Source organism: Marmoricola sp. URHA0025 HA25 (genome assembly GCF_054059435.1).
Window position 1 is genome coordinate 1853748 of record NZ_JBSSCD010000001.1, and the last position, 12524, is coordinate 1866271.

Consider the following 12524-nt stretch of genomic DNA (forward strand, 5'->3'; position numbering starts at 1 on the left):
CGGACCCCAGTGACGTTGATGACAAAACAATGACGTGCGGGCGCACCGCTGTGTCCTAGGTTGGTCGGCATGGCCAAGCCAGCTGCTGCCGAGGTCGTCGCCGGTGACCGGGCCGTTCGCGTGTCGAGCCCGGACCGGGTGATCTACCCGGCCACGGACCGCACGCCGGAGGTCACCAAGCTGATGGTGGCCGAGTACTTCGCCGCCGTCGGCGACGGACTGATGCGTGCGCTCGGTGACCGCCCGACCGCGCTCGAGCGCTGGCCGGCCGGCGTGCTGCCCGGGATCAAGCTGGCCACCGGCCGGCCCGGTGAGAAGGCGGATGCGTTCTACCAGAAGCGGGTGCCCAAGGGTGCGCCCGACTACCTGGAGTCGGTGGAGGTCACGTTCCCGTCGGGACGCACCGCCGACGAGATCTGCCCGACCGAGATCGCGGTGCCGGTGTGGTGCGCGCACATGGGCACCCTGACCTTCCACCCCTGGCCGGTACGCCGCACCGACGTCGATCGTCCCGACGAGCTGCGCATCGACCTCGACCCGCAGCCCGGCACCGGTTTCGCCGACGCGGTCCGTGTCGCGGGGCTCGCCCGCGAGCTGCTCGAGGAGCTCGGGCTCGTCGGGTTCCCCAAGACGTCGGGCAACCGCGGTGTCCACATCTACGTGCGCATCGAGCCGCGCTGGGACTTCGGTGACGTCCGGCACGCCGCGATCGGCTTCGGCAGAGAGCTCGAGCGGCGCGACCCCGGCGTCACGACGGCGTGGTGGAAGGAGGAGCGCGGCGAGCGGATCTTCGTCGACTTCAACCAGAACTGCCGGGACCGGACGATCGCCTCGGCGTACTCCCTGCGGCCGCAGCCGGGCGCACCCGTCTCCACGCCGATGACCTGGGAGGAGCTCGCCGGGGTCACGGACCCCCGCGAGCACAACCTGTTCACCGTGCCCGACCGCCTCGCCGACGGCGACCCGTGGGCGACGATCGACGACCGTGCGTGCTCGATCGAGCCGCTGCTCGCGCTGTTCGAGGAGCAGGGAGCCGTCGAGATGAACTACCCGCCGGACTACCCCAAGATGCCGGGAGAGCCGCCGCGCGTGCAGCCCTCGAAGAAGGTGGCGGCGCACTGGGACGAGGACGGCAACAGGGTCGAGTCGTGACCAGGCGGTGCCCGTGCGGATCTGGTGAGTCGTTCGACGCCTGCTGCGGCCCGATCGTCCGCAACGAACGGGCGGCCGACACCGCGGAGGAGCTGATGCGCTCGCGCTACTCGGCGTTCGCGCTCGGCGACGTCGACCACGTCTTCCGCAGCTGGCACCCCTCGACCCGGCCGGACGACCTCGCAGCGCTCCCGCAGGTGGACTGGCGCGGTCTCGAGGTCCTCGACGTGGTCGACGGCGGGCCGGGCGACGACCACGGGATCGTGGAGTTCCGTGCTGTGCACGCCGGCGGCGAGCAGCACGAGCGCAGCCGGTTCACCCGGCGGGCAGGGCGCTGGGTCTACCTGGACGGCATCGACACCGAGGAGGACGGATGAACCACGAGGAGCCGCCGCCGGAGACGGCCGACCCGGCCGAGCTGTTCGCCGGGTACCTGCGCTACTACCGCGAGGCCGCGATCGCGAAGGTGTCGGCGCTGCCGGTCTCCGAGCAACGGTCCTCGCGGCTCCCGACCGGCTGGACGCCGCTCGAGCTGCTGCAGCACCTGGCCTACATGGAGCGCCGCTGGTTCCGCTGGAACTTCCTCGGCGAGCAGGTCGAGGAGCCGTGGGGCGACCGGCGGGACGACACCTGGTACGCCGCCGACGACCTGCAGGCCGAGGACGTCGCCGGGCTGCTGCGCGAAGGGGGCGCCGTCACCGACGAGATCCTTGCCTCTCACCGCCTCGACGAGACGAGCCAGCCACCTGCGGACTACCCGGGCCCCACGGCGCCGCTGTCGTGGATCTGCTTCCACGTGCTCCAGGAGTACGCCCGGCACGTCGGCCACCTCGACATCGCGGTCGAGCTGGCGGGAGGCCCGACGGGGGAGTAGCCGGCAGCTGCGACCGGACGCGAACAGGGGACACGTCGAGTCAGCGGACGCTACCGTCGGTGGATGATCGGTCTCTCCGACATCGTCACGCTCTGCGTGATCGTGGTCGTCCTCGCCGTGGTCGCACTGGCGGTGGCTGTCTCCTGGGCGAACCCCGTCGTCGACGTCGCGGACGAGACCACCACCGCCAGATCCGCGGACGAGGTGCGGGCCGTAGTGGCCGGAGCGCTGGCCGACCTGCGCGGCGTGCAGGTGCGCATGGACCTGCCCGGCACCTGGACCGTGTCCTACCGGCACCATCCGCGGTATGCCGTGCTGCTGGCGATCCTGAGCCTCCCGGTCGGGTTGCTGGTGCTGCTCTTCGTCCGGGAGACGTTGCTCCTGACGATCTCGGTCACCGGTGACAGCGGGAGCACCCGCATCCTCGTCGTCGGCCACGCGCACAAGAAGCTCGCCGAGTCACTCGGCGAGCGGATCCAGCCACTGAGCGAGAGCCCGGCGCTCCGCGCCTGAAGGCGCGCGGGAGACGCCGAGCGGGCAGAAAAGCTGCGCCAGGGAGCGCCGAGCGGGCAGAAAAGCTGCGCCAGGGAGCGCCGAGCGGGCAGAAACGACGTAGGTCAGAACCCGCTGATGCCCTCGCCCTCGCCGGCCTGCTCGTCGAAGGTCTCGTGCTCGAGCAGGTGCAGCACCGGTACGCCGAGCTTGCGGCGGGCCCGCGAGGTCCAGTCGAGGTGGAAGAACTCGCTGACCACGTGCGGGCGAGTGAGGATGATCGCCTCGCGGGCGTCGACGTCGGCGACCTTCTTCGCCAGCGCCTGGATCGGGTCGACGCTGACCACGTCACCGACCGCCTTGCCGCCAGCCGCCTCGAGGTTCGCCACCGAGTCGCGGACCGCCGCCCGTGCCTCGTCGAGGACCTCGTGCCGGATCTCCTCGATGTCGTCGGGATCCATGAACATCGTCGGGGTCGCGAGCACCTCCCCGCCGGCCAGCGCGCCCATGCCGCTCTCGATCTGGGTCGCGCTGTCCTCGACCGGCACCAGCAGGTGATAGGTCACCGGCTCGTCGATCTCCTCGTGCAGCCCCCGGACCTGTTGTGCGTCCTGCGCGGTCAGCGCCTGCTCGACCAGCAGGACCACGTCGTACTCGGCCATCAGGCCTCCTGCCCGTCTCGCGCCTGTGAACGCCCGTCCGGCTCCACGTCCAACACTCTAGTGAGGTCGTAGCTCACCGGCTCCTCGAGCTGCTCGTAGCCGCACGACTCGGGGTCGCGGTCGGGCCGCCAGCGCTTGAACTGCGCGGTGTGCCGGAACCGCCGGCCCTCCATGTGCTCGTAGCCGACCTCGAGCACGCGCTCGGGCCGCAACGGCGTGAAGGAGAGGTCCTTGCCGGCGCTCCAGCGGCTCTGGGTGCCGGGGACCCGGTCCGGGTTCGCGACGGCCCATTCCTGCCACTCGCCCCAGGGGTGGTTCTCGATGTCGGTCTCCAGCGGCCGCAGCTCGTCCATCAGCTCGGCGCGTCTGGCCTCGGTGAACGACGCCGCGACGCCGACGTGCTGGAGCTTGCCGCCGTCGTACAGGCCCAGCAGCATCGACCCGAGCAGCGGGCGCTCGGGCGTCGACGTCTTGTGCAGCCGGTATCCGGCGAGCACCACGTCGGCGGTGCGCGCGTGCTTGATCTTCAGCATCGTGCGCGCGTTCTGCTGGTACGGCGCACCGAGCGGCTTGGCCACCACGCCGTCGAGCCCCGCGCCCTCGAACTGGTGGAACCACTCCTCGGCGACGGCCGGGTCGGTGGTCGTCCGCGTCAGGTGCACCCGGCCGGTGAGCTCGTCCAGCGCCGGCAGGTCGGTCAGCCCTTCCTCGAGTCGCGCCCGCCGCGCGGCGAAGGGCAGCGTGGTCAGGTCGTCGTCACCGAGGGCGAGCGCGTCGAAGGCGACGAAGCTGGCGGGGGTCTGCTCGGCGAGCAGGTTGATCCGCGACGCGGCGGGATGGATGCGCTCCTGCAATGTCTCGAACTCCAGCCGAGGTCGACCCGACGTGTCCAGCGCGACGAACAGCTCGCCGTCGAGGACGCAGCGCTCCGGCAGCTGCTCCCTGATCGCGGCGACGACCTCGGGGAAATAGCGGGTCAGCGGCTTGGTGTTGCGCGAGGTGATCTCGACGTCGTCGCCGTCGCGGAACACGATGGCCCGGAACCCGTCCCACTTCGGCTCGAAGCTGAGCCCGCCGTCGAACTTCCCCGGATCGGGGATGCCCTTCACCGACTTCGCGAGCATCGGCTGGACGGGCGGCATGACGGGCAGGTCCATGGTGGACACCCTAGAGTCGGGCCATGAGCAAGCGCAGCGACCGACGTGACGAGCCTCGGATCAGCCACCTGCTGCAGCTGCCGGCGGGACCGGTGGACCTCGCCGCACTCGACCCGCGCGCGACGCCGGGGTTCGACCGCGGCAAGTCGGCGGGCAAGAAGGCTCTGCAGGAGCTGGGCGCCGAGCTCGCCGATCTCCAGGAGAAGCTGTTCGCCGAGGGCTACACCGGGTCCCGTCAGCGTGTCCTGCTGGTGCTCCAGGGCATGGACACCTCGGGCAAGGGCGGCGTGCTCAGTCACACGGTGGGGATGCTCGACCCGTCGGGCATCGCCCTGAAGTCGTTCAAGAAGCCGACCGACGAGGAGCTCGCGCACGACTTCCTGTGGCGGGTCGAGAACGCGCTGCCGGCCGCGGGCGAGATCGGGATCTTCGACCGGTCGCACTACGAGGACGTGCTCGTCGTCAAGGTCCACGAGCTGGCCGCGCCGGAGGAGATCGAGCGCCGCTACACCGCCATCAACGCCTTCGAGCAGCGGCTCGCGGACACCGGCACCACGCTGGTCAAGTGCATGCTGCACATCTCCTCGGACAAGCAGCGCGAGCGCCTGGTCGCACGGCTCGACGACTCGACCAAGCAGTGGAAGTTCAAGCCCGGCGACGTCGACGAGCGTGCGCGCTGGGACGACTACCAGGCGGCGTACGCGACCGCGCTGGAGCGCTGCAACGTCGCCGCGGCGCCGTGGTACGTCGTGCCGAGCGACCGGAAGTGGTACCGCAACTGGGCGATCGCGCAGCTCCTGGTCGAGACGCTCCGCGCGCTCGACGTCGACTGGCCCGCCCCGGACTACGACGTCGCCGAGCAGCGTGCCCGGCTCGAGCCCGCACGACCTGGCTCCGCTTCGTGACCGCGCTGACCACCGTCACGGCCACCCGGTACGTCGCGCCGCTGCGCGAGGGCGGCTCGCTGCCTGGCATCGTGGAGGCCGACGACCTCGGCACGTACGTCTGCAAGTTCCGTGGCGCCGGTCAGGGGCTCGGCGTGCTGGTCGCGGAGGTGATCGTCGGCGAGCTGGCACGCCGGCTGGGCATCCGCACGCCCGAGCTGGTGGCGATCGAGCTGAGCGAGGGCATCGCCCGCTACGAGGCCGACGAGGAGGTCCAGGACCTCCTCAATGCCAGCCTCGGGCTCAACCTCGGCGTCGACTTCCTGCCCGGGTCGTTCGGGTTCGACGGCGGCGTACCGGTCGCCGCTGACGTGGCCGCGAGGATCCTCTGGCTCGACGCGTACGTCGCGAACGTCGACCGGAGCTGGCGCAACCCGAACCTGCTGGTCTGGCACGGCGATCTCTGGGCGATCGACCACGGCGCCTCGCTCTACTTCCACCACGCGTGGAGCGGCGGCCTCACCGACCCGGCCCGCTTCGCCGAGCAGCCGTGGTCCGCCGACGACCACGTGCTCCGCGCACACGTGGACTCCGTTGCGGGGATCTCCGACGAGCTCGCGGCGCTGGTCACCGACGACGTCCTCGACGAGGTGACCGGCCTGGTCCCCGACGAGTGGCTGGCCGGACCGGTGCCACCGGCCGAGCTGCGGGCGGCGTACGTCGCCTTCCTGCGCGCGCGGCTCGACGGCTCGCGCAGCTGGCTCCCGAGACGGGGTGCTGCATGAGCCCCTACCAGTACGTCGTCCTGCGCTGCGTCCCCCGCGTGGACCGCGAGGAGTTCGTGAACGTCGGGGTGGTCGTCTACTGCCAGCAGGCGGAGTTCCTCGCTGCGGCCTGCCACGTCGACGACGCGCGCCTCCGCGGCCTTGCTCCCGGCATCGACCTGGACGCCGTCCGGCACGCGCTCGCGTTCGTCGAGGGTGTCTGCCGGGGTGACGCCGCTCTCGGCGACGCGGCGGCCGGTGACCTGGGCACCCGCTTCGGGTTCCTCAAGGCGCCGCGCTCGACGGTCGTCCAGCCCGGACCGGTCCACGGTGGCCTGACCGATGATCCCGCCCGCGAGCTCGAGCGGCTGCTCGACGTGCTCGTCCGCTGAGGTACGTCGTGGACGCCCCTTCCTTCGCCGACGACCCGCACTCGCACGCCGAGCCCGGCCGGATCGCGGTCCGCCACCTCGCGCTCGACCTCGAGGTGGACTTCGACGAGCGCTGCCTCGGTGGCTCGGTCCGCATCGACCTCGAGCGGCACACCGAGGGTGCGACCGAGCTGGTGCTCGACACGTGGCAGCTCGAGATCAGCGAGGTGACGCTGGGCGACGGCACGCCCGCGGCGTTCCACCTCGGTCCCCACGACCCCGTCTTCGGCAGCCGGCTCGCCGTGGCGGTCGGCGGCGCCGACTCGGTCGTCGTGCGCTACCGCACGCACGCGGCCGCGAGGGCGCTGCAGTGGCTGGGCCCGGCGCAGACGAGCTCGGGCAAGCAGTTCCTCTTCACCCAGTCCCAGGCGATCCTCGCCCGCTCCTGGGTCCCGTTGCAGGACACTCCGTCGGTCAGGTTCAGCTACGACGCGACCGTGCGGGTGCCGGCCGACCTGCTCGCCCTGATGAGCGCGTCGAACCCGACCCAACGCACCAGCGACGGCGTCTACCGGTTCTCGATGCCCCAGCGCGTCCCGTCGTACCTGATGGCGCTCGCCGTCGGAGACCTCGAGTTCCGCCCCCTCGGCGACCGCAGCGGCGTCTACGCCGAGCCCACGGTCCTCGAGGCGGCGGCGTACGAGTTCGCCGAGACCGAGGACATGATGGCCGCGGTCGAGAGGCTCTACGGTCCGTACCGCTGGGACCGCTACGACCTCCTCGTCACGCCGCCGAGCTTCCCCTACGGGGGCATGGAGAACCCGCGGATCACGTTCGTGACGCCGACGCTGCTGGCCGGCGACCGCTCGCTGATGTCGCTCGTCGCCCACGAGCTCGCGCACTCGTGGTCGGGCAACCTGGTCACCAACTCCACCTGGAGCGACGTGTGGCTCAACGAGGGCTTCACGACGTACCTGGAGACCCGCATCGTCGAGGAGGTGTACGGCGCCGAGTACGCGACGATGCTCCTGCAGCTCTACCGCCAGGACCTCACCCGGTTGCTCCCGCGCCTGGACGCGTCCGCGACCGTGCTGGCCCAGGACCTCTCGGGCAGGGACCCGGACGAGGGCGCGACCCGGATCGCCTACGACAAGGGCTCACTGTTCCTGCGGATGCTGGAGCGCGCCGTCGGACGCGAACGGTTCGACCCGTTCCTGCGCGCGTACTTCGATCACTTCGCCTTCCAGCCGGTGGACACCCCGATGTTCCTGGCCCGGCTGCGGAGCGAGCTGCTCGAGCCGGCCGGGGTGTCCCCGGAGGAGATCTTCCTGGACGCCTGGGTGCACGGGCCCGGCCTGCCGGACAACGCTCCCGTGTGGGCCTCGACCGCCTTCGTGCAGGTGGACCGGCAGGTCGAGTCACTCGTGGCGGGCGGCGCCGTCGCCGACCTCCGGACAGGCGGCTGGAGCACGTACGAGTGGATCCACCTCATCCGTGCCCTGCCGGTCGAGGGGACCACGCTGCTCGCCGAGCTCGACCGGGCCTTCGGGCTGACCGACTCGCGCAACGACGAGATCCTGGTGACCTGGCTCGTGGTCGCGTTGGAGTCCGGCTACGTCCTCGAGGTGGCGCAGGTGGACACAGCACTCGAGGCGTTCCTGGTACGGCAGGGGCGGGTGAAGTTCCTCCGGCCGCTCTACGAGGCGCTGATGCGGACCGAGCGCGGCGCGCTGCGGGCGCGGGAGATCTACGCGGTCGCCAGGCCGGGCTACCACCCCGTGGCGACCCGCGTCATCGACCGCGTGGTCGGTCTCTCGCAGAGTCCGGGCTGACCTCAGCGCGCCCCGGCCACCGCAGCTACGGCCGCCGAGAGGTCGTCAGGGCTGACGAAGTAGTGCGGCGACGCGCGTACGACGGCCGCGAGCCCGCGCTCGGACATGTCGAGGCGCGTCGAGGCCAGGCCGCTGACCGCCACGGTGACCTCCTCGGCCGCGAGCCGGTCACGGACCTCGGTCGGCTCGACGCCGTCGACCGTGAACGAGACGATGCCGCACACGTCCGGGCCGACGTCGCGCAGGACGACGCCCGGCACGTCGGAGAGCGCGGCGCGCAGGTCGGCGGCTCGCGACCGGACCGCCTTCTCGACCTCGTCGACCCCGAGCGCGAGGAGGTGCTCGACGGCCTCCTTCAGTCCGAGCCGCGCGGCCACGTCGTACTCCCAGAGCTCGAAGCGTCGGGCGCCGGCCTCCAGCTCGTACGTCTTCGGCCCGGTCCACGTGGCGCCACGCATGTCTGCGGCAGCGGGCTCCAGGTCGTCGAGGACCGCACGCCGCACGTAGAGGAAGCCGGTGCCGCGCGGGCCGCGCAGCCACTTCCTGCCGGACGCCGTGAGGGCGTCGACGCCGAGGTCTGCGACGTCGACACGGAGCTGACCCACGGACTGGCAGGCGTCCAGCAGGACCAGGGCGCCGACCTCGTGCGCGCGCTCGACGACCTCGTGGATCGGCGCCACCTGGCCGGAGTTGGTCGGGACGTGCACGAGCGAGACCAGCCGCACCCGTTCGTCGAGCATCGCGGAGAGCGCATCCAGGTCGAGCAGGCCCGCGGCGTCGTTCGGCACGACCTCGATCGAGCACCCGTCGAGCCGGGCGCGCTGCAGCAGCGCGATCGCGTTGCTGGCGTACTCGGTCCCGCAGACGAGGATGCGGTCGCCCGGCGACCAGCGGATCGCGGTGACGAACAGGTTCCAGGCCCTGGTCGCGCTGTCGGTGAGCGCCACCAGGTCCGGCTCGCAGCCGAGGAGCCGGCCGAGGGCGGCGGGGAGGGCAGCGAGATCCTCGGCCCGCTCGGCCGCCGCTGCGTACCCGCCGACCTCGGCCTCGCGTCGCAGGTGGGCGGTCATCACGTCCGTGACGGCTGTCGTCGGAAGTGACGAGCCGGCACTGTCGAGGAAGACCCGGTCGCGGCAGCCCGGCGTGCGCGCTCGCTCCGCGTCCAGGTCGATCACGACCCCATGGTGCCGTACGGGTGGCCGAGGGGAATGTGAACATTCACTGACGTCCGGCCCCGGGCCTCGGAACTGTCGGCGACAGTCCCTAGGCTCGCGGGATGACCGTCACAACGTCGGACACCCCCTGGGATGCGCAGTCACTGATCGACCGGTACGACGAGGTCCGGGCCCACACCGAGACGCTCGCCACGCCCCTCTCGCCCGAGGACCAGACCGTCCAGTCGATGCCGGACGTCTCGCCCACGAAGTGGCACCGGGCACACGTCACCTGGTTCTTCGAGACCTTCGTGCTGGCCGAGCAGGAGCAGGCGTTCGCGCCGTTCCAGGACAAGTACTGGTTCCTGTTCAACAGCTACTACGAGGCAGTCGGCCCGCGGTTCTCGCGACCTCAACGCGGAGTGATCAGCCGGCCCGGGGCGCACGACGTCGGCGTCTACCGCGGCAACGTCGACGCCCGGATGCGCGACCTGATCGGCTCGCTCGACGAGGGCACCCTCGACAAGCTCACCGGCACGATCGAGCTCGGCTTCCACCACGAGCAGCAGCACCAGGAGCTGCTGCTGATGGACATCAAGCACGTGCTCTCGCTCAACCCCCTCCGGCCGGCGTACGCCGGGATGCCGAGCCCGCAGTCCGAGCCCGACACGCTCGGGTGGGTCGACTTCGAGGGCGGTCTCGTGGAGATCGGCCACGACGGCGCCGGCTTCTCCTTCGACAACGAGCTGCCGCGCCACCAGACCTACCTGCAGCCCTACCGGCTCGCCGACCGGCTGGTCACCAACGGCGAGTGGCTGGAGTTCATGGCCGACGGCGGCTACCGGCGCCACGAGCTCTGGCTCTCCGACGGCTGGGCGAAGGTCACGGGCGAGGACTGGCAGGCGCCGTACTACTGGATCGAGCTGGACGGCGTCTGGTTCGAGCACACGCTGCACGGCACGTTCCCGGTCAACCCGGGCCTCCCGGTCAGCCACGTCAGCCACTACGAGGCTGATGCCTACGCCACCTGGGCCGGCAAGCGGCTGCCCAGCGAGGCGGAGTGGGAGCACGCTGTCGTCGCTGACGGCCAGGCGCCCCGGGTGCTCGGCAACCTGACCGACACCGAGACCTACCACCCCCGGGCCGCGGGGCCCGCGACCGGTCGCCTGCGCCAGGTCTACGGCGACTGCTGGGAGTGGACGTCCTCGGCCTACCACGCCTATCCCGGCTTCCATCCCGCCGAGGGCGCGATCGGGGAGTACAACGGCAAGTTCATGTCCAACCAGATGGTGCTGCGTGGCGGCTGTGCCTTGACCCCGCCGGATCACGCCCGCGCGACCTACCGCAACTTCTTCCCGCCGGGCGCACGCTGGGCCTTGTCGGGTGTCCGCCTCGCCGACTTCGGAGCCGGCCGGTGACCGCCGCCAAGGAGCCGCAGGTCGCGGTCCTGCTCGACCCCGACTGGGCGAGCGGCAGCCTGGTCGACGACGTGCGGCGCGGGTTCGCCGCGCATCCGCGCACCTTGCCGCCGAAGTGGCTCTACGACGACGCCGGGTCGGTCCTGTTCGACGAGATCACGCGACTGCCGGAGTACTACCCGTTCGCGGCCGAGCACTCCATCCTCGAGGCCCACGCGGCCGAGATCGCCTCGGCCAGTGGCGCCACCACGCTGATCGAGCTCGGCAGCGGCACCAGTGACAAGACCCGGCTGCTGCTGGACGCGTTCACGAGCACGGATCAGCTGACCCGGTTCGGACCGGTCGACGTCTCCGAGCGCACGCTGCGCGATGCCGCGGCCCGGATCGCCCAGAGCTACCCGGGCCTGGAGGTGGAAGCCGTGGTCGGAGACTTCACCCTCCACCTCGGCCAGCTCCCGCAAGGCGGACGCCGGATGGTGGCGTTCCTCGGCGGCACGATCGGCAACCTCTACCTCGAGGAGCGCCGGGCCTTCCTCGGCGCACTCGCCGACGTGCTGCAGCCGGGGGACTCGTTGCTACTGGGCACCGACCTGGTCAAGAGCGCCGACCGGCTGATCGCGGCCTACCACGACGACGCGGGCGTCACCGAGCAGTTCGTGCTCAACTCGCTGCGCGTGCTCAACCGCGAGCTCGGGGCTGACTTCGACCTGGAGGGGTTCTCCTACATCCCGTTCTGGGACGCCCACATGGAGCGGATGGACCTGCGGCTCCGCTCCGAGATGCCGCAACGGGTCACCATCCCGGGGGCCGGCGTGGTCCTCGACCTCGCCAGCGGCGAGGAGATCCGCGTGGAGATCTCGACGAAGTTCCGGGTCAGCAAGATCGCCGCCGAGCTCGAGGGGGCCGGCCTGGGCGTCACCCGGGTCTGGACCGACGATGCCGGCGACTTCGCGCTGACGCTGGCGACGAAGGGCTGAGGTCTCAGACGGGAACGAGCTCGACCGCACCCACGGCGTACCGAGCCAGGATCGTGCGCGCGACCTCGGGGTCCGCGCCCAGGGGCTCGGAGACCGCGACGGCGCCCGCCTCGAAGGCGAGCTCCGCGGCCCGGTCGGGCAGGAAGCCGGGTGCGAGGAACATCGAGGCGACCGCCACGTGCCGGCGGCCCTCGGCGCGGAACGCACGGACGGCCTCGCCGGTCGCCGGGGGAGTGGTGGAGGCGAACGCTGCGGTCACGGGCAGCCGGTGGTGGGCGCCCCAGACGCGGGCGAGGCGGGCGACGGCTTGGTTGGCGAGCGGGTCGGAGGACCCTGCCGCCGCGAGCACGAGCGCGTCGAGCTCACGCACCCGGGCGGCACTGAGGGCCTCGCGCAGACGCTTGTCGAGCACGCCGAGGAACGCGTGCTCGAGGCCGAGCACCTTGGTCGCGCGGATCTGCAGGCCGGCGTGTCGCGCCGTGGCCTGCGCGATCACCTCGGGCACGTCCACCTTGGCGTGGAACGCCTCGCTGAGCAGCAGCGGCACCACCACGATCTCGTCGAAGTGCGCGCGCACGAGCTTGTTGACGGCGGTCTCGAAGGACGGCCGTACATGGTCGAGGAAGGCGACCTCGATCCGCAGGTCGGGGCGCATCGTCCGGGTCTCGGCGACGAGTGCCTCGATGGTCGCCTTGGATCGCGGATCGCGGCTGCCGTGGGCAAGGGCGATGAGGGCTGGGGCGGTCATGGGACCGGCCTCCCTTCTCTTCGATCTCGCTTTGACGAC

14 protein-coding genes are annotated in these 12524 nt (G+C 71.4%); 10 read left to right on the plus strand and 4 right to left on the minus strand.

Going from position 1 to position 12524, the window contains the following annotated elements:
* Positions 1 to 69: 69 nt before the first annotated feature.
* The 4 genes from ACVW00_RS09060 (at position 70) to ACVW00_RS09075 (ending at position 2539) form a co-directional block, all read left to right on the plus strand.
* Positions 70 to 1152, plus strand: coding sequence for a DNA polymerase domain-containing protein (locus tag ACVW00_RS09060; RefSeq protein ID WP_457110573.1), 1083 nt, complete (start codon positions 70 to 72; stop codon positions 1150 to 1152).
* Positions 1149 to 1529 (plus strand): YchJ family protein, encoded by a 381-nt coding sequence (locus tag ACVW00_RS09065; protein WP_457110574.1) that lies wholly within the window; start codon positions 1149 to 1151, stop codon positions 1527 to 1529. The genes ACVW00_RS09060 and ACVW00_RS09065 overlap by 4 nt, the downstream gene beginning before the upstream one ends.
* The gene (locus tag ACVW00_RS09070; RefSeq protein WP_457110575.1) at positions 1526 to 2026 is read left to right on the plus strand and encodes a mycothiol transferase; all 501 of its coding nucleotides are present in this window, start codon (positions 1526 to 1528) and stop codon (positions 2024 to 2026) included. Before ACVW00_RS09065 ends, ACVW00_RS09070 begins: the two co-directional genes overlap by 4 nt.
* A 63-nt stretch (positions 2027 to 2089) precedes the next feature.
* Positions 2090 to 2539 carry a hypothetical protein gene (locus tag ACVW00_RS09075; protein WP_457110576.1) on the plus strand — a complete coding sequence of 150 codons (450 nt, stop codon included), beginning with the start codon at positions 2090 to 2092 and terminating at the stop codon, positions 2537 to 2539.
* Between the two features lie 104 nt (positions 2540 to 2643).
* Here ACVW00_RS09075 and ACVW00_RS09080 read toward each other — a convergent pair whose 3' ends face one another.
* Entirely contained in the window at positions 2644 to 3180 is a 537-nt protein-coding gene (locus tag ACVW00_RS09080; protein ID WP_457110577.1) for a hypothetical protein, read from the minus strand.
* Entirely contained in the window at positions 3180 to 4337 is a 1158-nt protein-coding gene (locus tag ACVW00_RS09085) for an ATP-dependent DNA ligase (RefSeq protein WP_457110578.1), read from the minus strand. The genes ACVW00_RS09080 and ACVW00_RS09085 overlap by 1 nt, the downstream gene beginning before the upstream one ends.
* Positions 4338 to 4360: 23 nt before the next feature.
* Here ACVW00_RS09085 and ACVW00_RS09090 point away from each other — a divergent pair, with 23 nt between their 5' ends.
* Genes ACVW00_RS09090 through ACVW00_RS09105 form a run of 4 tightly spaced genes read left to right on the plus strand, consistent with a single transcriptional unit; the run spans position 4361 to position 8188 of the window.
* The gene (locus tag ACVW00_RS09090) at positions 4361 to 5242 is read left to right on the plus strand and encodes a PPK2 family polyphosphate kinase (protein ID WP_457110579.1); all 882 of its coding nucleotides are present in this window, start codon (positions 4361 to 4363) and stop codon (positions 5240 to 5242) included.
* Complete coding sequence (locus ACVW00_RS09095; protein WP_457110580.1) at positions 5239 to 6006, plus strand: HipA family kinase; 768 nt, start codon at positions 5239 to 5241, stop codon at positions 6004 to 6006. The genes ACVW00_RS09090 and ACVW00_RS09095 overlap by 4 nt, the downstream gene beginning before the upstream one ends.
* On the plus strand, positions 6003 to 6377 hold the full coding sequence (locus ACVW00_RS09100; protein WP_457110581.1) for a DUF3037 domain-containing protein: 375 nt from the start codon (positions 6003 to 6005) through the stop codon (positions 6375 to 6377). Before ACVW00_RS09095 ends, ACVW00_RS09100 begins: the two co-directional genes overlap by 4 nt.
* Positions 6378 to 6385: 8 nt before the next feature.
* Positions 6386 to 8188, plus strand: a complete 1803-nt coding sequence (locus tag ACVW00_RS09105) for a M1 family metallopeptidase (protein WP_457110582.1) — start codon at positions 6386 to 6388, stop codon at positions 8186 to 8188.
* A 2-nt stretch (positions 8189 to 8190) separates the two neighbouring features.
* On the opposite strand, the gene ACVW00_RS09110 is transcribed toward ACVW00_RS09105, so the two are convergent.
* Positions 8191 to 9363: an aminotransferase class V-fold PLP-dependent enzyme gene (locus tag ACVW00_RS09110; RefSeq protein ID WP_457110583.1), complete on the minus strand. Its 1173-nt coding sequence runs from the start codon at positions 9361 to 9363 to the stop codon at positions 8191 to 8193.
* A 101-nt stretch (positions 9364 to 9464) separates the two neighbouring features.
* On the opposite strand from ACVW00_RS09110, the gene egtB reads away from it, so the two are divergent.
* Both egtB and egtD read left to right on the plus strand, forming a co-directional pair.
* Positions 9465 to 10760, plus strand: coding sequence for an ergothioneine biosynthesis protein EgtB (gene egtB / locus ACVW00_RS09115; protein ID WP_457110584.1), 1296 nt, complete (start codon positions 9465 to 9467; stop codon positions 10758 to 10760).
* Positions 10757 to 11737: an L-histidine N(alpha)-methyltransferase gene (gene egtD, locus ACVW00_RS09120; protein WP_457110585.1), complete on the plus strand. Its 981-nt coding sequence runs from the start codon at positions 10757 to 10759 to the stop codon at positions 11735 to 11737. The genes egtB and egtD overlap by 4 nt, the downstream gene beginning before the upstream one ends.
* Before the next feature lie 4 nt (positions 11738 to 11741).
* On the opposite strand, the gene ACVW00_RS09125 is transcribed toward egtD, so the two are convergent.
* Positions 11742 to 12485 (minus strand): sirohydrochlorin chelatase, encoded by a 744-nt coding sequence (locus ACVW00_RS09125; RefSeq protein WP_457110586.1) that lies wholly within the window; start codon positions 12483 to 12485, stop codon positions 11742 to 11744.
* Positions 12486 to 12524: the final 39 nt, after the last annotated feature.